This is a genomic window from Vibrio hangzhouensis (genome assembly GCF_900107935.1).
GTDB classification, from domain to species: domain Bacteria; phylum Pseudomonadota; class Gammaproteobacteria; order Enterobacterales; family Vibrionaceae; genus Vibrio; species Vibrio hangzhouensis.
In genome coordinates, this window is record NZ_FNVG01000043.1 from 1 (window position 1) to 19,714 (window position 19,714).

Annotated in this window: 16 protein-coding genes; 13 read left to right on the plus strand and 3 right to left on the minus strand. The window is 47.3% G+C overall.

Annotated elements, in window-relative coordinates:
* From C4S60_RS22530 to rpoC, 9 genes are all read left to right on the plus strand, one after another.
* On the plus strand, positions 1-679 hold a 679-nt coding region (locus tag C4S60_RS22530), incomplete at its 5' end, for an EF-Tu C-terminal domain-related protein (protein ID WP_244183180.1).
* A 301-nt stretch (positions 680-980) separates the two neighbouring features.
* Complete coding sequence (secE, locus tag C4S60_RS22535; protein ID WP_042478967.1) at positions 981-1,358, plus strand: preprotein translocase subunit SecE; 378 nt, start codon at positions 981-983, stop codon at positions 1,356-1,358.
* Between the two features lie 13 nt (positions 1,359-1,371).
* The gene (gene nusG, locus C4S60_RS22540) at positions 1,372-1,920 is read left to right on the plus strand and encodes a transcription termination/antitermination protein NusG (protein WP_103882680.1); all 549 of its coding nucleotides are present in this window, start codon (positions 1,372-1,374) and stop codon (positions 1,918-1,920) included.
* Between the two features lie 187 nt (positions 1,921-2,107).
* Positions 2,108-2,536 (plus strand): 50S ribosomal protein L11, encoded by a 429-nt coding sequence (gene rplK / locus C4S60_RS22545; protein WP_008078231.1) that lies wholly within the window; start codon positions 2,108-2,110, stop codon positions 2,534-2,536.
* A gap of 4 nt (positions 2,537-2,540) precedes the next feature.
* Positions 2,541-3,242: a 50S ribosomal protein L1 gene (gene rplA / locus C4S60_RS22550; protein WP_031496662.1), complete on the plus strand. Its 702-nt coding sequence runs from the start codon at positions 2,541-2,543 to the stop codon at positions 3,240-3,242.
* Positions 3,243-3,499: 257 nt separating this feature from the next.
* Positions 3,500-3,994, plus strand: coding sequence for a 50S ribosomal protein L10 (gene rplJ / locus C4S60_RS22555; RefSeq protein ID WP_103882682.1), 495 nt, complete (start codon positions 3,500-3,502; stop codon positions 3,992-3,994).
* A 57-nt stretch (positions 3,995-4,051) separates the two neighbouring features.
* Complete coding sequence (rplL, locus tag C4S60_RS22560; RefSeq protein WP_031493851.1) at positions 4,052-4,420, plus strand: 50S ribosomal protein L7/L12; 369 nt, start codon at positions 4,052-4,054, stop codon at positions 4,418-4,420.
* A 249-nt stretch (positions 4,421-4,669) separates the two neighbouring features.
* On the plus strand, positions 4,670-8,695 hold the full coding sequence (gene rpoB, locus C4S60_RS22565) for a DNA-directed RNA polymerase subunit beta (RefSeq protein WP_103882698.1): 4,026 nt from the start codon (positions 4,670-4,672) through the stop codon (positions 8,693-8,695).
* 87 nt (positions 8,696-8,782) lie between these two features.
* A complete protein-coding gene (gene rpoC, locus C4S60_RS22570; protein ID WP_103882684.1) occupies positions 8,783-12,985 on the plus strand; it encodes a DNA-directed RNA polymerase subunit beta' in 4,203 nt (1,400 codons plus the stop codon).
* Between the two features lie 307 nt (positions 12,986-13,292).
* Here the strand turns inward: rpoC and rsd are convergent, their stop codons facing one another.
* A complete protein-coding gene (gene rsd, locus C4S60_RS22575; RefSeq protein WP_103882700.1) occupies positions 13,293-13,787 on the minus strand; it encodes a sigma D regulator in 495 nt (164 codons plus the stop codon).
* A gap of 164 nt (positions 13,788-13,951) precedes the next feature.
* On the opposite strand from rsd, the gene nudC reads away from it, so the two are divergent.
* The 3 genes from nudC to C4S60_RS22590 all read left to right on the plus strand — a co-directional run bounded on the left by nudC (position 13,952) and on the right by C4S60_RS22590 (position 16,755).
* Positions 13,952-14,737 carry an NAD(+) diphosphatase gene (gene nudC, locus C4S60_RS22580; RefSeq protein WP_103882686.1) on the plus strand — a complete coding sequence of 262 codons (786 nt, stop codon included), beginning with the start codon at positions 13,952-13,954 and terminating at the stop codon, positions 14,735-14,737.
* A gap of 305 nt (positions 14,738-15,042) precedes the next feature.
* Entirely contained in the window at positions 15,043-16,110 is a 1,068-nt protein-coding gene (gene hemE, locus C4S60_RS22585; RefSeq protein WP_103882688.1) for a uroporphyrinogen decarboxylase, read from the plus strand.
* Between the two features lie 117 nt (positions 16,111-16,227).
* Positions 16,228-16,755: a DUF4136 domain-containing protein gene (locus C4S60_RS22590; protein ID WP_103882690.1), complete on the plus strand. Its 528-nt coding sequence runs from the start codon at positions 16,228-16,230 to the stop codon at positions 16,753-16,755.
* A 455-nt stretch (positions 16,756-17,210) separates the two neighbouring features.
* Here C4S60_RS22590 and C4S60_RS22595 read toward each other — a convergent pair whose 3' ends face one another.
* Positions 17,211-18,137: a D-2-hydroxyacid dehydrogenase gene (locus C4S60_RS22595; protein ID WP_103882692.1), complete on the minus strand. Its 927-nt coding sequence runs from the start codon at positions 18,135-18,137 to the stop codon at positions 17,211-17,213.
* Positions 18,138-18,202: 65 nt separating this feature from the next.
* Here C4S60_RS22595 and C4S60_RS22600 point away from each other — a divergent pair, with 65 nt between their 5' ends.
* Positions 18,203-18,790: a YjaG family protein gene (locus tag C4S60_RS22600; RefSeq protein WP_103882694.1), complete on the plus strand. Its 588-nt coding sequence runs from the start codon at positions 18,203-18,205 to the stop codon at positions 18,788-18,790.
* A gap of 109 nt (positions 18,791-18,899) precedes the next feature.
* Here the strand turns inward: C4S60_RS22600 and greB are convergent, their stop codons facing one another.
* Complete coding sequence (greB, locus tag C4S60_RS22605) at positions 18,900-19,379, minus strand: transcription elongation factor GreB (protein WP_103882696.1); 480 nt, start codon at positions 19,377-19,379, stop codon at positions 18,900-18,902.
* Positions 19,380-19,714 lie beyond the last annotated feature (335 nt).

Sequence of the window (19,714 nt, forward strand, 5' to 3'; positions counted from 1 at the left end):
AGTTATCCAAGGTTCTGCACTAGGCGCACTAAACGGCGAAGAGCAGTGGGAAGCGAAAATCGTTGAGCTTGCTGAAGCACTAGACTCTTACATCCCAGAGCCAGAGCGTGCAGTAGACCAACCGTTCCTACTACCAATCGAAGACGTATTCTCGATCCAAGGTCGTGGTACTGTTGTAACTGGTCGTATCGAGCGCGGTATCCTACGCGTAGGTGACGAAGTAGAAATCGTAGGTATCAAAGAGACTACAACGACTACTTGTACTGGTGTTGAGATGTTCCGTAAGCTTCTTGACGAAGGTCGTGCTGGTGAGAACGTTGGTGCACTTCTACGTGGTACTAAGCGTGACGAAGTTGAGCGTGGTCAAGTTCTTGCAGCTCCTGGCTCAATCAACCCACACACTAAGTTCGAGTCTGAAGTATACGTACTTTCTAAAGACGAAGGCGGCCGTCATACTCCGTTCTTCAAAGGCTACCGTCCACAGTTCTACTTCCGTACAACTGACGTAACTGGTGACATCTCTCTACCAGAAGGCGTAGAAATGGTAATGCCAGGTGACAACATCCAAATGCAAGTTGAGCTAATCGCTCCAATCGCTATGGACGAAGGTCTACGTTTCGCTATCCGTGAAGGTGGCCGTACTGTAGGTGCTGGTGTTGTTGCTAAGATCTTCGACTAATTCTTAGAATTGTCGCAAGCTCAGGGAAAATCTTTGAATAAGATTTGACTAAGCAATGCTAAAAAGGGCATCATTTGATGCCCTTTTTCTGCGCTACTATTTATAGGGGCGCAAAATTCACTCGAAGTGTATTCTGTGAGTGAATGAATAAAGGATTTTAAGGGTTGAGTTGGAAAGCAATTTCTACCTGAGCCTTTGGCTAATGTGTTGGTTTGACTCAAATTTTACCAGCATTGAAGGAATAAGCCCTGCAGCAGCGGGGTTGTTGTCGTCTAGTTAAGACTTGTCACAGGTTGGTTTTATGAAAGCAAACGCTGAAACTCCTGATAGCTCAAATGCAGCAGATGTAATTAAGTGGATCGTCGCTTTTGCTCTGCTAGCCGCCGCTGTTGTGGGTAATTACCTGTATGGAGAGCTGTCAGTAGTTCTTCGCGCTGCAGGTGTAGTTGTATTGATTGCTGCGGCACTTGGTGTAGCAGCTACAACAACAAAAGGTAAGGCAGCGATCACGTTCGCACGTGAAGCGCGCGTAGAAGTTCGCAAAGTGGTTTGGCCAACACGCCAAGAAACAATGCAGACTACGCTGATTGTCCTTGCAGTAAGTATTGTAATGGCGCTCGCGTTGTGGGGTATTGACGGCATTATGGTTCGTCTAGTTGCGTTCATAACCGGGTTATAGAGGGTGTTAATTCATGAGTGAAGCTCCGAAAAAACGCTGGTACGTTGTTCAGGCCTTTTCTGGCTTTGAAGGACGTGTGGCTCAGTCTCTTCGCGAACATATTAAAATGCACGCAATGGAAGAGTACTTTGGCGAAGTGCTAGTACCGACTGAAGAAGTTGTGGAAATGCGCGCAGGCCAACGCCGTAAAAGCGAGCGTAAGTTCTTCCCAGGCTACGTTCTTGTTCAAATGATCATGAACGATGAGTCTTGGCACTTAGTGCGCAGTGTGCCACGTGTCATGGGCTTCATTGGTGGTACCTCTGACCGTCCAGCACCGATCACAGACAAAGAAGCAGATGCTATCCTGAATCGTCTAGAGAAGGCTAGTGAAGCTCCTCGCCCAAGAACAATGTTCGAAGCGGGTGAAGTGGTTCGTGTTAATGAAGGTCCATTTGCTGACTTCAACGGTACTGTTGAAGAAGTGGATTACGAGAAGAGCCGCTTGAAAGTGTCTGTATCGATCTTCGGTCGTGCAACACCAGTTGAGCTTGAATTTGGTCAAGTGGACAAACTTGACTAATACTCGGTTTTTTAATGGTTTAGGCTGTTAAAACGAAGAGTATAAAAAAACACCATTTTAGGGTTGTTAAAGGCGCGAATTATGCTTATAATTTCGCGCCTTTTTACAGTAACGACTGTAAAAAGTTTTTCAAAACACGGGGAGCTGTCCGAACGGATAGCGTTTGAACCCAAAATTAGGAAATATCATGGCTAAGAAAGTTGAAGCTTATATCAAACTGCAAGTTGCAGCTGGTATGGCAAACCCAAGTCCACCGGTTGGTCCTGCTCTAGGTCAACACGGTGTGAACATCATGGAATTCTGTAAAGCGTTCAACGCAAAAACAGAATCTATTGAGAAAGGTCTACCGACTCCAGTAGTTATCACTGTTTACAACGACCGTTCTTTCACGTTCGTAACTAAGACTCCACCTGCTGCTGTTCTTCTTAAGAAAGCTGCTGGCGTTAAGTCTGGTTCAGGTCGTCCTAACACTGAAAAAGTGGGTACAGTGACTGACGCTCAAATCCAAGAAATCGCAGAAACTAAAGCTGCTGATATGACTGGTGCTGACATTGAAGCGATGAAGCGTTCTATTGCGGGTACTGCTCGTTCAATGGGCCTAGTGGTAGAGGGTTAAGATCATGGCAAAACTTACTAAGCGTATGCGCGTTATCCGCGAAAAAGTTGAAGTAACTAAAGAATACGAAATCAACGAAGCTGTAGCTCTTCTTAAAGAACTAGCAACGGCTAAATTCGTTGAGTCTGTAGATGTTGCTGTTAACCTAGGCATCGATGCTCGTAAATCTGACCAGAACGTACGTGGTGCAACTGTACTACCTCACGGTACTGGCCGCGAAATCCGCGTTGCAGTGTTCACTCAAGGTGCAAACGCTGAAGCAGCTAAAGAAGCTGGCGCAGACATCGTTGGTATGGAAGATCTTGCTGAGCAAGTTAAGAAAGGCGAAATGAACTTCGACGTAGTTGTTGCTTCTCCAGATGCAATGCGTGTTGTTGGTCAACTAGGTACTATCCTAGGTCCTCGCGGTCTTATGCCAAACCCTAAAGTTGGTACTGTAACTCCTAACGTTGCTGAAGCAGTTAAGAACGCTAAAGCTGGTCAGGTTCGTTACCGTAACGACAAAAACGGCATCATTCACACTACTATCGGTAAAGTGAACTTCGAAGCGAACCAACTACAAGAGAACCTAGAAGCTCTACTAGTTGCGCTTAAGAAAGCGAAGCCGTCTTCAGCGAAAGGTACTTTCCTGAAGAAAGTAAGCATCTCTACAACTATGGGTGCTGGTGTTTCTGTAGATCAATCTACACTAAACACTCAAGCTTAATTGCTTGCATAGGCGCGAAATTCTTGTATAATTTTGCGCCTATCAAATTTGTGGTTGAGGCTGAAACTCCTTAGGGAATTTAGTCTCCATCCAAGACCGTAGGTGTTCTTTAAAGAACTTAATACTACCTACGTAGATGGTGCCAGATAGAAAGGAAGTTGAGCGTAACGTTTATCTTTCTTCTGGAAAGCACCGTATGAACTCCCAAAATCGTGAAGATTTCGGGTGGTGTAAAAACAACCAGGAGTAAATCCAAGATGGCTTTAAACCTTCAAGACAAAAAAGCAATTGTTGCTGAAGTCAACGAAGCAGCCAGTGGTGCACTTTCTGCAGTTGTAGCTGACTCTCGTGGCGTTGAAGTAGGCGCGATGACTTCTCTACGTAAACAAGCGCGTGAAGCGGGTGTTTACATGAGAGTTGTTCGTAACACTCTAGCACGCCGTGCAGTAGAAGGTACTGAGTATGAGTGTCTAACAGACGCTTTCACTGGTCCTACTCTACTTGCATTCTCTAACGAGCACCCAGGTGCTGCAGCGCGTCTTTTCAAAGACTTCGCTAAAGAGAACAAAGAATTCGAGATCAAAGCTGCTGCATTTGAAGGCGCGGTTACTGATGCTGAAGTACTAGCGACACTACCAACTTACGACGAAGCAATTGCACGCCTAATGATGTGCATGAAAGAAGCTTCTGCAGGCAAGCTGGTACGTACTATCGCTGCACTACGCGACCAGAAAGAAGAAGCTGCGGCTTAAGCCTTGCTTTTCACTGGTTGCTATTTAAACTTATTGTTGACTTAAAAGAGAATTGTTATGTCTATTACTAACGAGCAAATCCTAGACGCAGTTGCAGAAATGTCTGTAATGCAAGTTGTTGAGCTTATCGAAGCTATGGAAGAGAAATTCGGCGTATCTGCTGCAGCTGCTGTTGTAGCTGGCGGTGCTGCTGGTGGCGAAGCTGCTGCTGAGCAAACTGAATTCGACGTAATCCTAACTGCTGCTGGCGGTAACAAAGTTGCTGTTATCAAAGCGGTACGTGGCGCAACAGGTCTAGGCCTTAAAGAAGCTAAAGGTCTTGTAGACTCAGCTCCAGCACCTCTAAAAGAAGGCGTTGACAAAGCTGAAGCTGAAGCTCTTAAAGCTCAGCTAGAAGAAGCTGGTGCTTCTGTTGAAGTTAAGTAATTATTGCTTAATTTCTTAGCCTAACAGGCTAATGGCTGGTGGTTTATTGACCACCGGCCTTTTTGCGCTGTAGGGCGTAGGTGAATTTTCCCGCTGTTTAAGCACCTACGTACCATGCAAAAAACGTTGCTCACTGCTTGAGTTAACGTCACTACAGTAAACAGTTGTTAGTCACTGCCCCATACTCCACCTTAAGTAACTAGGATGGACGGGCAGTTTGGGTCACTTATCAGCGAGCTGAGGAACCCCATGGTTTACTCTTATACCGAGAAAAAGCGCATCCGTAAGGACTTTGGTACTCGTCCACAAGTTTTGGACATTCCATACCTGCTATCGATCCAGCTTGATTCGTTCGACAAATTCATCGAACAGGATCCAGAGGGTCAATACGGACTTGAAGCTGCGTTTCGTTCTGTATTTCCAATTCAGAGCTATAACGGCAACTCTGAGCTGCAATACGTTAGCTACCGTCTTGGTGAGCCAGTATTTGACGTTAAAGAATGTCAAATTCGTGGCGTTACGTATTCAAAGCCACTACGCGTAAAACTACGCCTAGTTATCTTTGATAAAGACGCACCAGCAGGTACTGTAAAAGACATTAAAGAACAAGAAGTCTACATGGGCGAAATTCCGCTTATGACAGACAATGGTACCTTCGTAATCAATGGTACCGAGAGGGTTATCGTATCCCAGCTGCACCGAAGCCCAGGCGTGTTCTTCGACAGCGATAAGGGTAAGACTCACTCTTCAGGTAAAGTTCTTTATAACGCACGTGTTATTCCTTACCGTGGTTCATGGCTCGACTTCGAGTTTGACCCGAAAGATAACCTGTACGTTCGTATCGACCGTCGTCGTAAACTACCAGCATCGATCATTCTTCGTGCACTAGGTAAGTCTACGCAAGAAATCCTCGATATCTTCTTCGAAAAAGTTAACTTCGAAGTGAAAGACCAAACTCTACTTATGGAGTTGGTGCCTGAGCGTCTACGTGGTGAGACTGCTTCATTCGATATCGAAGCAAACGGCAAAACTTATGTTGAGACTGGTCGTCGCGTTACTGCTCGTCACATCCGTCAACTAGAAAAAGATGGCGTTGAGTTCATTGAAGTACCTGTCGAGTACATCGTAGGTAAAGTAGCTTCTCAAGACTACATCAATGAAGCGACAGGTGAGATCATCGTTGGTGCAAACCAAGAGATCAGCCTAGAAGCACTAGCGAACCTATCTCAGGCAGGCGTTAAGAAACTAGAAGTTCTGTTTACGAACGATCTAGACCACGGTCCGTTCATGTCTGACACACTACGTGTCGACAGCACGGTAGACCGCATCTCTGCATTGGTAGAAATCTACCGCATGATGCGCCCTGGTGAGCCGCCAACAAAAGAAGCTGCAGAAGCACTATTCGAAAGCCTATTCTTCTCTGAAGAGCGTTATGACCTATCGACTGTTGGTCGTATGAAGTTTAACAGCTCTATCGGTCGTGAAGATGGCCTAGAGCAGGGTACGCTTGATGAGCAAGACATCATCGAAGTGATGAAGAAGCTTATCGCGATCCGTAACGGTATTGGTGAAGTTGATGATATCGACCACCTAGGTAACCGTCGTATCCGTTCTGTAGGTGAAATGGCTGAGAACCAATTCCGTGTTGGTCTTGTACGTGTTGAACGTGCAGTAAAAGAGCGTTTGAGCCTAGGTGACCTTGATGCAATCATGCCTCAAGACCTAATTAACGCTAAGCCTATTTCTGCGGCAGTTAAAGAATTCTTCGGTTCTTCACAGCTATCTCAGTTTATGGACCAGAACAACCCACTTTCAGAAGTAACGCACAAGCGTCGTATTTCTGCATTGGGTCCTGGTGGTCTTACTCGTGAGCGTGCTGGCTTCGAAGTACGTGACGTACACGTAACTCACTACGGTCGTCTATGTCCTATCGAAACGCCTGAAGGTCCGAACATCGGTCTAATTAACTCTCTGTCTGCGTTTGCGCGTTGTAACGAGTACGGCTTCCTAGAGACGCCATACCGTCGCGTTGTAGATGGTGTAGTTACTGATGAAGTGGATTACCTATCAGCAATCGAAGAAGGCCAATTCGTTATCGCACAGGCTAACGCTGCGCTAACGGAAGAGGGTACGTTTGCTGACGAGCTAATCACTGCACGTCAGAAAGGTGAATCTGGTCTTCACCCACGCGACCATGTTAACTACATGGACGTTGCAACAAACCAAGTAGTATCTATCGCTGCATCGCTTATCCCGTTCCTAGAACACGATGATGCGAACCGTGCATTGATGGGTGCGAACATGCAACGTCAGGCTGTTCCAACACTTAAGGCTGACAAGCCTCTAGTTGGTACTGGTATCGAGCGCAACGTTGCGGTTGACTCTGGTGTTACAGCAGTAGCTAAGCGTGGCGGTACAGTTCAGTCTGTAGATGCTTCTCGTATCGTTATCAAAGTTAACGAAGACGAGCTGATTCCTGGCGAAGCAGGTATCGATATCTACAACCTGACTAAGTACACGCGTTCGAACCAGAACACTTGTATCAACCAGCGCCCAACTGTACTACCTGGTGAGCCAGTAGCACGTGGTGATGTTCTTGCTGATGGTCCTTCAACAGACCTTGGTGAGCTAGCGCTTGGTCAAAACATGCGTATCGCGTTCATGCCTTGGAACGGTTACAACTTCGAAGACTCGATCTTAGTATCTGAGCGCGTAGTTCAAGAAGACCGTTTCACGACTATCCACATCCAAGAACTGTCTTGTGTGGCACGTGATACTAAGCTGGGCTCTGAAGAGATCACAGCGGATATTCCAAACGTAGGTGAGTCTGCTCTGTCTAAACTAGACGAGTCAGGTATCGTTTACATCGGTGCTGAAGTTAAGGGTGGTGACATCCTGGTTGGTAAAGTAACGCCTAAAGGTGAGACTCAGCTAACTCCAGAAGAGAAGCTACTACGTGCGATCTTCGGTGAAAAAGCATCTGACGTTAAAGATACTTCACTACGTGTACCTAACTCTGTTTCAGGTACCATCATTGACGTTCAAGTCTTCACTCGCGATGGCGTAGAGAAAGACAAGCGTGCTCTAGAAATTGAGCAAATGCAGCTGAAAGAAGCGAAGAAAGACCTAACTGAAGAATTCCAGATTCTTGAGGGTGGCCTTCTAAACCGTGTTCGCGCTGTACTACTTCAAGGTGGTTACTCTGACGCTAAACTAGATACTATCGATCGTAAGAAGTGGCTAGAACTGACGCTAGAAGACGATGCACTGCAAACTCAGCTTGAGCAACTTGCAGAGCAGTACGACGAGCTAAAAGCAGACTTCGATAAGAAGTTTGAAACTAAGCGTCGTAAGATCACTCAAGGTGATGATCTAGCGCCTGGCGTTCTTAAGATTGTTAAAGTTTACCTAGCGGTTAAACGTCGTATCCAGCCTGGTGATAAGATGGCGGGTCGTCACGGTAACAAGGGTGTAATCTCTAAGATCAACCCTGTTGAAGACATGCCTTACGATGAGAAAGGTCAGCCTGTCGACATCGTACTTAACCCACTGGGTGTACCTTCGCGTATGAACATCGGTCAGATCCTTGAGGTTCACTTAGGTCTGGCAGCGAAAGGTATCGGTGACAAGATCAACCAGATGGTGAAAGAGCAGCAAGAACTGGCGAAATTCCGCGAATTCTTGCAGAAGGTTTACGACCTGGGTGGCACTCGTCAGAACGTTGATATTGCATCTCTGTCTGATGACGAAGTACGTACTCTGGTTAAGAACCTACGTGGCGGTCTACCGATTGCTACACCTGTCTTTGACGGTGCGTCTGAGAAGTCTATTAAAGAACTTCTAAAACTGGGTGACCTACCAGAATCTGGTCAGCTAACTCTGTTTGACGGTCGTACTGGTGATGCGTTTGAGCGTCCTGTAACTGTTGGTTACATGTACATGCTGAAACTAAACCACCTTGTTGATGACAAGATGCACGCTCGTTCAACTGGTTCGTACAGCCTAGTAACTCAGCAACCACTTGGTGGTAAAGCTCAGTTCGGTGGTCAGCGTTTCGGTGAGATGGAAGTATGGGCACTAGAAGCATACGGTGCTGCATATACGCTTCAAGAAATGCTAACGGTTAAGTCTGATGACGTTAACGGCCGTACGAAGATGTATAAGAACATCGTCGATGGTAACCACAGCATGGAACCTGGCATGCCAGAATCGTTCAACGTACTGTTGAAAGAGATCCGCTCGCTAGGTATCAACATCGAGCTAGAAGACGAATAATCCCTCTGGATTATCTGGTAGAAAAGGGGCTCGCCCAGGTTTGCTGACCAAGCGGGTTCCTTTTTAAACTCCTTACAGGAGCTGATTGTGAAAGACTTATTAAACTTTCTAAAAGCACAGCACAAGACCGAAGAATTTGATGCAATCAAAATCGGTCTATCTTCACCTGACATGATTCGTTCATGGTCTTTTGGTGAAGTTAAAAAACCTGAAACGATCAACTATCGTACGTTCAAACCTGAGCGCGATGGTCTTTTCTGTGCGCGTATCTTTGGTCCAGTTAAAGACTACGAATGTCTTTGTGGCAAATACAAGCGTCTGAAACACCGTGGTGTTATCTGTGAGAAGTGTGGCGTTGAAGTAACACAAACTAAAGTTCGTCGTGACCGCATGGGCCACATCGAGCTTGCGTCTCCAGTGGCTCACATCTGGTTCCTAAAATCGCTACCGTCTCGTATCGGTTTGCTAATGGACATCCCGCTACGTGATATCGAGCGTGTTCTTTACTTCGAAATGTACGTAGTAACAGAACCGGGTATGACGGACCTAGAAAAAGGTCAGATGCTAACTGAAGAAGAGTATCTTGATCGTCTAGAAGAGTGGGGTGATGAATTCACTGCTAAGATGGGTGCAGAAGCGATCAAAGATCTGCTTGCCACTATGGACATGCACGCTGAAGCAGAGATGATGCGCGAAGAGCTTGAGTCTACCAACTCAGAAACTAAGCGTAAGAAAATCACTAAGCGTCTGAAGCTAGTTGAAGCGTTTATTCAATCAGGTAACAACCCTGAGTGGATGATCCTAACTGTGCTTCCGGTACTTCCGCCAGATCTACGTCCTCTAGTACCACTAGATGGCGGTCGTTTTGCAACGTCTGATCTGAACGACCTATACCGTCGCGTAATCAACCGTAACAACCGTTTGAAGCGTCTTCTAGAGCTAGCAGCTCCGGACATCATCGTACGTAACGAAAAACGTATGCTGCAAGAGTCTGTTGATGCACTTCTTGACAACGGTCGTCGCGGTCGTGCGATCACAGGTTCGAACAAGCGTCCTCTGAAATCTCTTGCTGATATGATCAAGGGTAAACAAGGTCGTTTCCGTCAGAACCTTCTAGGTAAGCGTGTAGACTACTCTGGCCGTTCTGTAATCACAGTAGGTCCATACCTTCGTCTGCACCAGTGTGGTCTTCCTAAGAAGATGGCACTAGAGCTATTCAAACCATTTATCTACAGCAAGCTAGAGACTCGTGGCATGGCGACGACAATCAAAGCAGCTAAGAAGATGGTAGAGCGCGAAGAAGCGATCGTTTGGGATATCCTGGACGAAGTAATCCGCGAACACCCAGTACTATTGAACCGTGCACCAACACTTCACCGTCTTGGTATCCAGGCGTTCGAACCAGTACTGATCGAAGGTAAAGCGATTCAGCTACACCCACTAGTGTGTGCGGCGTATAACGCGGACTTCGATGGTGACCAAATGGCGGTTCACGTGCCTCTAACTCTAGAAGCACAGCTTGAAGCTCGTACTCTGATGATGTCGACAAACAACATTCTGTCGCCAGCATCAGGTGATCCGATCATCGTACCTTCTCAGGACGTTGTATTGGGTCTGTACTACATGACACGTGACAAGATCAACGTGAAAGGTGAAGGTATGTACCTTGCTGGCCCTGAAGAGGCTGAGAAGGCATACCGTACTAAGAGCGCAGAGCTACACGCTCGCGTAAAAGTACGTATCACTGAAACGGTAGTGGACGAAGATGGCAACAGCACTACAGAGACTAAGCTAGTTGATACAACTATCGGTCGTGCAATGCTATGGCAAATCGTTCCTGCAGGTCTTCCATACAGCTTGGTAAACCAAAAGCTAGGTAAGAAGCAAATCTCTAACCTACTGAACGAGGCTTACCGTAAGCTGGGTCTGAAAGACACAGTAATCTTCGCTGACCAAGTGATGTACGCTGGTTTTGCATACGCAGCACTTTCTGGTGTGTCTGTTGGTATCGATGACATGGTTGTACCTCAAGCGAAGTACGACGAGATCGACTCAGCGGAAGAAGAAGTACGCGAAATTCAGGATCAGTTCCAATCTGGTCTTGTAACTGCGGGTGAGCGTTACAACAAAGTGATCGATATTTGGGCATCGACCAACGATCGCGTAGCGAAAGCGATGATGGACAACCTGTCATCTGAAACGGTTGTTAACCGTGACGGTGAAGAAGAACAGCAAGAGTCGTTTAACAGCATCTACATGATGGCTGACTCGGGCGCTCGTGGTTCTGCAGCTCAGATTCGTCAGCTTGCTGGTATGCGTGGTCTGATGGCTCGTCCAGATGGCTCAATCATCGAAACGCCGATCACTGCGAACTTTAAAGAAGGTCTAAACGTACTTCAGTACTTTATCTCAACGCACGGTGCTCGTAAGGGTCTTGCGGATACGGCACTGAAGACAGCGAACTCGGGTTACCTAACTCGTCGTCTAGTAGACGTTGCTCAGGACGTAGTTGTTCACGAGCACGACTGTGGTACGCACGAAGGTATCGACATGATGCCTCACATCGAAGGTGGTGACGTTAAAGTTGCACTTTCTGAGCTAGCGCTTGGTCGTGTTGTTGCTGAAGACGTTCTTAAGCCAGGTACTGAAGATGTTCTGATCCCACGTAACACTCTAATCGATGAGAAGTGGTGTCAGATCATGGAAGAGAACTCTGTAGACAGCATGAAAGTGCGCTCAGTAGTTACCTGTGATGCAGACTTCGGTTGTTGTGCACAGTGTTACGGTCGTGACCTAGCACGTGGTCACCTAGTGAACCAAGGTGAAGCAGTGGGCGTTATCGCTGCTCAGTCTATCGGTGAGCCGGGTACACAGCTTACGATGCGTACGTTCCACATCGGTGGTGCGGCATCTACTGCAGCAGCAGAGAACAGCATCCAAGCTAAGAACACAGGTTCTGTGAAGCTTCACAACGCTAAGTTTGTTATCAACAAAGATAAGAAACTGGTTATCACCTCTCGTGCGTCAGAAATGACGATCATCGATGAGTTCGGTCGTACCAAAGAGAAGCACAAACTTCCTTACGGTTCACTACTGACCAAAGGTGACGGCGATGCAGTTCAAGCTGGTGAAACAGTAGCGAACTGGGAAGCGCACACGCTACCAATCATCACTGAAGTAGCAGGTCGCATCCAATTCGTTGACATGATCGATGGCGTAACTGTTTCTCGTCAAACAGATGACCTAACGGGTCTGTCTTCAAGTGAAGTAACAGAAGCGGCAGCTCGCCCAGCAGCAGGTAAAGATATGCGTCCAGCTATCAAACTTGTTGATGAGCAAGGTAAAGACGTAATGATCGCAGGCACTGAAATGCCAGCACTTTACTTCCTACCTGGTAAAGCGATTGTGAACATCGAAGATGGCGCAGAAGTAGGTGTGGGTGATACGCTAGCACGTATTCCACAGAAATCTGGCGGTAACAAAGATATCACCGGTGGTCTACCTCGCGTTGCGGACCTATTCGAAGCTCGTAAGCCAAAAGAGCCGGCAATCCTTGCTGAGCACTCTGGTACCGTTTCATTCGGTAAAGAGACGAAAGGTAAGCGTCGTCTAATCATCACTCGTGATGGTGGCGATAACTACGAAGAGATGATTCCTAAGCATCGTCAGCTAAACGTGTTCGAAGGTGAGCGCGTAGAGCGTGGTGACGTAATCGCTGATGGTCCAGAAACTCCGCATGACATTCTACGTCTGCGTGGTATTCACGCTGTGACTCAATACATCGCGAACGAAGTTCAAGAAGTATACCGTCTACAGGGTGTAAAGATTAACGATAAGCACATCGAGACTATCGTTCGTCAAATGCTACGTAAGTGTACAATCACGCATGCAGGTGACTCTGAGTTCCTACCAGGCGAGCAGGTTGAATACTCAAGCGTTAAGATCGCAAACCGTCAGCTAGAAGCTGAAGGCAAAGAGCTTGTACGTTTTGAGCGTGACCTACTAGGTATCACTAAGGCATCGCTAGCAACAGAATCGTTCATCTCTGCAGCATCGTTCCAGGAAACGACGCGCGTACTAACAGAGGCAGCGGTATCTGGTAAGCGTGATGACCTACGTGGTCTGAAAGAGAACGTCATCGTGGGTCGTCTGATCCCAGCAGGTACGGGTTTTGCGTATCACCAAGACCGTCAAGCTAAGCGTGACGAAGCTCAGGAAGGTCCATCAGCTGAACAAGCAACGGACAACCTGGCTGCGCTACTAAACGCAGGTTTCTCTTCTGACGAGTAATCGTAGAGCGAAATGACAAAAGGCGCCGAAAGGCGCCTTTTTTGTATCTGTTGTTTGTAAGTGGGATGTCATCATCTCAGCAGAGCTGTTGTCTTAACAGTATCGGCATTCCCAAAGTATCGTCATCTCCTTGAAAAAGGAGATCTCTCGCAACAAGTGACTCACACAATTTGAGCACAATACTCGCGGACAGAGATCCTCACTTTCGTGAGGATGACGTGCTGCCGGAGTATGACGTGGTCTCGGAGGCGAGTACATGCTAGGCGTGCGAAGAACGGCGAGTAATTCGTTCGTGTACTATCTATGCCTAAGCGCCTGGCGGAATCGCCAAACTGTCTGCAATTAATTGAATCAGCTTGTCTTCTACTTCGAAGCGAAGTTCCAAAATCTCTCCCGCTTTAGACAAGTCTTCTTCAAACTTCGGCAGTTCATCGTCTTCACTGACCTGAACGTATTTGTCGTTAAATTCTAACAGTGGGTCAGTGGTCAGAACGATTTTCGCGTAGGTGGTATCGATTTCATCGTTGGTTTTGAAGCCGGTCGCTTTCCACTTGTCCATCACCATTTCGTAGATCTTAAAGTGACCTTCAGAGATATAGTCCACCAGGTGATCGCAGAAAGAGCTGATGTTTTTAGCTGCAGGCAGTTCAACGACATTGGAGTGGGAGTGAACGGGTTGAAGGGAACCAAGCTTACAGTATTCAACAATAAGTGCTTGTCTTGTTTCTAGCCAATGGTCAATGACCTCGCTGGAGCCACCCCATTGTTCTTGTACTTGTTTGAATTTATTTAACATGACCATGCCCTCATGATCGGGACTGCAATACACAGTCTCAAGCTTTGCAATGACAAAGAGATACCGAGAAATCATTTCTCTTGGTACCAGATTTAAAATTTCAATTTTTCCAGCTGGTATGAATTTAGATTGCCAGTAAAATGGTTGAACTGCAAGCATGAGGAAACACGATGTTAAAAAAAAGTGAAAAGCATAATCGTCAGGCTTATTGGTGTGTGGTGTCAGGGAATGATCTTTGGCTTGTAGACGGGAAGGTACCGCTGGGTACTGCCGCGCAGTTTGCATTACCTCAAGCACAAGCGATTCAGGTGGGAGAATTTGAGGGCGTCCCCGTGATGTGGCTCAACGATGCCGATCTGGACGGTGAGCGCGAACTGACGTCACTAAGAACACTACTCGAGCTACCCGAAGCTCTGTTTTATCAGCTGTCTAAAGCCATTCAGTACGGTTACATGAGCCAGTCATTGCGCTTTTGTCCGCAATGTGGCGGTCGTAATCACCTGAACCACAACCAACTTGCGATGCAGTGTCAGGATTGCCGCACTTTGCATTATCCGCGCATATTTCCCTGTATCATTGTCGCGGTTCGCAAAGGATCGCAGATATTGCTGGCACAGCACAATCGTCATGCAGGCGGTATGTATACCGTTATTGCCGGATTTCTGGAGGTGGGCGAAACATTGGAAACCTGTGTCGCCCGTGAAGTGGAAGAAGAAACCGGTATTAAGGTGGACAATATCCGTTACTTTGGCAGTCAGCCCTGGGCATTCCCATCGAGCATGATGATGGCATTTCTTGCGGACTATCACAGTGGTGACATTAAACCGGATTTCGGGGAGTTGAAAGATGCACAGTGGTTCGACACTGACTCACTGCCTCTGGTGGCACCGGAAGGGACCATTGCCAGAGCGTTAATTGAGGCCACTGCCGAGCAGGTAAGGGCAGAAAAAATCTAAAAAAAAACCCTCCGTAAACGGAGGGGGTAAGTAAGATGTCGTTATGAGATGCTGAGTGCGATACTCAGTTGTATTATTGTAATTTTCGCTAGCAAACAAACTTTTAACATCCCTTCCGGTGGGTTGCAAACTCACTTAGTATTTGGTCATTAATAATATGATCTCGCTTGCAAAGTGGCTCTTTTTTGAGCGTTTAAACACCTTATCGGATGGCCCTCAAATTTTCGTAAAAGAATTGTTATCTATGGCTGCACACGGTCAATAATTAGCGGTAAACTAACGCCTTTCGAATTGGAGAAAAAAGAATGACGGAATTAAAAAACGATCGCTATCTTCGTGCACTATTAAAGCAACCAGTTGATTGCACACCAGTATGGATGATGCGCCAGGCTGGCCGCTATCTTCCAGAGTACCGCGAAACGCGCGCTGTTGCTGGTGATTTCATGTCACTGTGTAAAAATGCCGAGTTAGCATCTGAAGTGACGCTACAGCCACTTCGCCGCTTCCCATTGGATGCCGCCATTCTGTTTTCTGACATCCTGACCATTCCTGACGCGATGGGACTGGGTCTGTACTTTGAAGCCGGTGAAGGCCCGAAGTTCGAGCGTCCGATCACCTGCAAAGCAGACGTCGATAAGATTGGTCTTCCTGATCCTGAAGGTGAGCTGCAGTATGTGATGAACGCGGTACGTCAGATCCGTAAGGATTTGAATGGTGACGTACCACTGATTGGCTTCTCGGGCAGTCCGTGGACATTGGCAACCTACATGGTGGAAGGGGGCAGCTCCAAGGCGTTCACCAAGATCAAAAATATGATGTATGCAGAGCCACAAATTCTGCATGCTTTGCTGGATAAACTGGCAGACAGCGTCATTGAGTACCTGAACGCGCAAATCAAAGCCGGTGCACAATCAGTGATGGTGTTTGATACCTGGGGTGGTGTTCTGACGCCACGTGATTACAACCTGTTCTCGCTGCAATACATGCATAAGATTGTCGACGGTCTGATTCGTGAAAACGAAGGTCGCCGTGTACCAGTGACGCTGTTTACTAAGAATGGCGGCATGTGGCTGGAGCAGATCGCGGCAACTGGCTGTGATGCGGTTGGTCTGGACTGGACCATCAACATTGCTGATGCGAAAGCACGTGTGGGCGACAAAGTGGCCTTACAAGGCAATATGGACCCATCGATGCTGTATGCTCAGCCTGAGCGTATCCGTGAGGAGGTTGCGACCATTCTGGAAGGTTTTGGTGACGGTGGTACCGGTCACGTATTTAACCTTGGCCACGGTATTCACCTTGACGTTCCACCTGAGAACGCGGGTGTGTTTGTTGATGCGGTACATGAGTTGTCTAAGCCGTACCACAAATAAGATTTGGGGTTCCCGGGCCTGAGGGCCTGGGAGCCACTTTCCAGTTCAGCCACTTCATTTCCTATCCAGACATCTTTGACTAAGCTAAACATATCCACGCCTTCTTGAGGGACTGTTATGTTCAGAGTTGTCGCCACTTTCCTGCTTTCCTCGATTCTCCTTTCTGGATGTGCCGCCGATGTGGCCACAGATTATGATGCCAGCGTGAACTTCTCCGCATTCAAAACCTATCAGTACCATGAAAACCCGGAGGCACCCGTCAGTCTGGATGGCGCCCGTATTAAAAAGGCAGTGGACAGTGAGATGACGATTCGCGGTGTACAATACGTGGCAGAGGGTGGGGATGTCCTGGTGCACTATGACATTCTGGAGGAGAGTGAACTGATTGCAGATGGCCCGAGTGTCGGATTTGGTATTGGGACGGGCAGTCGCAACAGCACTTACGGCATTGGCGTCAGAACACCTACACGAGTGAAAGAGAAAAAATTCGGCAAGCTCACCGTTGAACTCATCGATGCCCGCTCCAATGACGTAGTCTGGCGCTCGGTCTCTCAACGACAACTCACGGAGACCATGGAACCTGCAGAGAGAGACGCATTTGTTCAGGATCAGGTGCACAAGATGTTTAAGCAGTATCCGAAATAAGAGCGGTTTAAGAGCGGTCAAAGAGCGGAACTATGGCCCTGTGGCCCTATGGGGTGTAACGAATTGTAGTTTCCCTTAACTGATTGACTGGTCATGTTTTATTGGTTTTTGTGAACCACAGAACACAGAGACGCATTTGTTCAGGATTAGGTACACAAGGTGTTTGAGCAGTATCCGAAATAAGAGCGGTCAAAGAGCGGAACTATGGCCCTGTGGTCCTATGGGGTGTAACGAATTATACTTTTCATTAATTGATTGACTGGTCATGTTTTATTGGTTTTTGTGAACCACAGAACCACAGAACCACAGAACCACAGAACCACAGAACCATAGAACGATAGAACGATAGAACCATAGAACCATAGAACCATAGGACCCTAGAACCCAGAACCTAGTACCCAGAAACCAGAACCTAGAACCTAGGAACCAATAACCTAGTACCCCGCCCTCCGCTTCTAATACCCCTTCTCAAAATCAATCAGATTCTGCAACTGAAAACCGTCACGCCAGCGTGCGTAGTTTTCTGCAAAAATCTCAACGACCTGCTCAGGGAAGCTGATCGCCGCGACATGCGGAGTCACAGTGACATTCGGGTGATGCCAGTACGGGCATTCCTGAGAAATGGGTTCATTTACGAAGACATCCAAGAAGGCATGGGCGACATGACCCTGATCCAGCGCCGCTAGCAGGGCATTACTGTCGACGGTCTTGCCACGTCCTACGTTAAAAAACAGCGTCCCCTTACAGCGCGAGAATAGCGCTTCGTTAAAGATGCCTTCCGTTTGCGGTGTATTGGGCAGTGTATTAACGATGATGTCGGCGTGCTCAAGCGCCCCGTGCGCTTCATTAATATGATAAGTCTCTGCAAACTTACTCTGGCGTGGAGGGATGCCTGTGCGGTTGATACCCACAGGAATGATTCCGAGGCCTCTTACGGTGTTGGCCAGATGGCCGCCAATGGCACCAGTGCCAAAAATAGCCATACGTCTGCCAATGAGCGACTGATAAAAATGTGGCTGCCAATCGCGCTTCGCTTGTTGTGCTTTGTAGAGATCAAAGTGACGGAAGTAGCTGATGGTATAGCCCAGAACATACTCACTGATTTGCTGACCAAAAATGCCTTTTACGTTGGTCAGTTGGTATTGTTTCGGTTGCGGGCTGTTCAAAAGGGCATCGACACCCGCATAGGTTGACTGAACCCATTCCACCTGCGTCGCTTTTGACAGTTCTCCGGCCAGTTTGGGTGGAGCAGCAAGGAGTATGGTTGCTTCACCGATGTTATCGACAATCTCCAGTTCTGGCAGCGCTCTGGTACTGATCAGCGGGCGATATTTATCATTGTCTTCCGTAACAAGTGCTAAGCGATGCTTTTGCGTAGTCATTTCTGGCTATTCCCTATCCGTTTGGTTACACTTCCGCAAACTATATTCACTACGGCAGAGCGACCATGTTAAAGAACCCTATTCAGGTACGTATCGAAAAATTTGAGCCTTGGCAGCATATCACTTTTATGACCTGTTTGTGCGAACGCATGTACCCCAACTTCGCGATGTTTTGTGAAAATACTGAGTTTGCTGATGCCCGTGTTTATCGCAATATCCTGGATGCAGTTTGGGAGTTGCTGACGGTAAAAACGGCTAAGATCAACTTCGAGAAGCAACTTGAGAAGTTGGAAGAGCTCATTCCAAATTCTGAAGAGTTTGATTTCTACGGTGTGTATCCGGCAATTGATGCGTGCTATGCGTTGTCGACCCTATTGCATGGCTTGCTTGACCGCGACTACCTGCTCGAATCGTCACTGAAAATCAGCCAGCAATCAGTGGCAACCGTGGCTCAGCTTGAAGAAGCACAATCGGGGATTGAGATCACCAACGACAACCAGAAAGACAATGAAGCCGTATGTGAAGAATGGGATGTGCAGTGGGCCATCTTCCGTCCACTACGTGACTGTACTGAGCGTGATATCGAATTGATCAAAGATTTGCGCGCTGAGTTGAAAGAGCAGGGTGTGAGTAATATTGGGGTAGAGATTTAAAAAGCGGACCTATGGTTCTGTGGCCCTGTGGAACGTTTGCTTGATGGTGTTTAGTATGCACAATCAACCATAGAACCATAGAACCATAGAACCATAGAACCATAGAACCCTACAATCCCGAATAACTAATCCTATTCACAAACCACTCCTTCACCCCCTCCGGCGTTTTCACCACAAACTCGTCATCGACTTCTTTCTTCAAAATCGCGCGTGCCATGGGGGCGTCGATGGAGATATAGCCTTTTGCTCCGCCGTAGATCTCGTCAGGGCCAACGATACGGAATTGCATCACATCGCCATCTTCATTTTCTATCTCAACCCAGGCACCGAAGAACACTTTGCCTTCCTGCTGTGGTGAATAATCAACGACTGTGACTTGCTCCAGTCGCTTGCGCAGGTAACGAACTCTGCGGTCAATTTCGCGCAGGCGCTTTTTATTGTACTGATAGTCAGCATTTTCAGAGCGGTCGCCCAAGGAGGCCGCCCAGGTCACTTTTTTGGTCACTTCCGGACGCTCTTCTCGCCACAGGTAATCGAGCTCTTTTTTCAGCTTATCGTACCCTTCACGGGTAATCAGGTTTGTTTTCATAACAATGGGCTCACGACAACGTCGGATATTCAAAAGAAATCTATACTCAAGTAACCTCAAGATGCTTGTTCAGCGAGAATTACTTGGCTTCTAGGCGCGGCAGTGATTTGAAGATCTAGTGGCTCTACATCGAAAATCGCTAACTAAAGCATATAAGCCAAGTAAACTCGCCCTTTGGGAGCTCATCAAGGTGCCCATTTCTGCGTCAAATAGCTTCGAAAGGGAATAGCCATTCCTTCAACTATTTTCCCTGAACTGAACACCTTGATGAAGCTCTGAGTCCTGCATCTTGAGGTCACTTGAGTATATCGCTTTATATTGCCACGAAAATGAAA